This is a genomic window from Spongiactinospora sp. 9N601, assembly GCF_044326295.1.
In the GTDB taxonomy this organism is placed as follows: domain Bacteria; phylum Actinomycetota; class Actinomycetes; order Streptosporangiales; family Streptosporangiaceae; genus Spongiactinospora; species Spongiactinospora gelatinilytica.
This window is the reverse complement of the sequence record NZ_JBIRBB010000061.1, coordinates 1-1,262: the sequence shown is the minus strand read 5'-3', so window position 1 is coordinate 1,262 and position 1,262 is coordinate 1. Positions and strand designations below refer to the sequence as shown.

1 protein-coding gene is annotated in these 1,262 nt (G+C 67.7%); it reads left to right on the top strand.

Going from position 1 to position 1,262, the window contains the following annotated elements; genetic code table 11:
* Positions 1-98: 98 nt before the first annotated feature.
* Entirely contained in the window at positions 99-1,220 is a 1,122-nt protein-coding gene (locus tag ACH34R_RS44115) for an IS630 family transposase (protein WP_397567622.1), read from the top strand.
* Positions 1,221-1,262 lie beyond the last annotated feature (42 nt).

Genomic DNA, 1,262 nt, shown 5'->3' with positions numbered 1-1,262 from the left:
CTAGTGCTGTGACCGGAAACGATCACCGGGTTGGCGCGTAGGACGCTGCTGCCGGTTGGATGGTGCTGATCACGTTCGATTGGCGCTCGGGAGGTCAGGTGACGCAACCGGTCAGGGTCCGCAGGCTCACAGAATTGGAAGGGCAGAAACTGCAGCGCATCGTGCGCCGCGGCACGACCAGCGCGGTGCGCTATCGGCGGGCGATGATCCTGCTGGCCTCGGCCGGCGGCAACACCGTGCCGGTCATCGCCCGGCTGGTGCAGGCCGATGAGGACACCGTGCGCGATGTGATCCACCGTTTCAACGAGATCGGGCTGGCCTGCCTGGACCCTCAATGGGCGGGAGGCCGTCCCCGCCTGCTAAGTCTTGAGCAAGAAGTGATCGTCGCCGCGACGGCCAGTACGCGACCCACCAAGCTCGGCCAGCCGTTCACCCGCTGGTCCATCCGCAAGCTCCTCCAATACCTGCACCGGCTTCCCGGTGGCGCCTTCCCCCTGGGCCGGGAGGCGTTACGCGCCCTGCTGGCCCGGCACGGCGTCACCTTCCAGCGCACCAAGACGTGGAAGGAATCCCCGGACCCGGACTTCGACGCCAAACTGGACGCGATCGAGTACGCCCTGGCCCAGCGGCCCGAGCGGACCTTCGCCTTCGACGAGTTCGGTCCGCTCGGCATCCGGCCCACCGCCGGATCGGGCTGGGCACCACGAGGTGAACCGGACCGGCTGCCGGCCACCTACCGGCGCACCCAGGGCGTCACCTACTTCCATGGCTGCTATTCGGTCGGCGATGACCTGCTGTGGGGCGTCAACCACCGCCGCAAGGGCATCGCCAACACCTGGGCCGCACTGAAGTCGATCCGCGCCGCCCGCCCGGACGGCGCCCCGATCTACGTCATCCTGGACAACCTGTCGGCCCACAAGAACCGCCGTATCCGCGTCTGGGCCGCAAAAAACAAGGTCAGACTGCTGTTCACGCCGACCTACGCCTCCTGGGCCAACCCGATCGAGGCCCACTTCGGCCCCTTGCGCCAGTTCACCCTGGCCAACTCCTGCCATCCCAATCACACCGTCCAGACCCGGGCGCTGCACGCCTATCTGCGTTGGCGCAATGCCCATGCCCGACATCCGGACGTGCTGGCCGCCCAACGTCGCGAACGCGCCCGTGTCCGCAGCGAGAAAGGCATCCGCTGGGGCGGACGGCCCCTCGAACCCGCAGCCTGAAACGTCACGCAACCCGGTGATCGTTTCCGGTCACAGCACTAG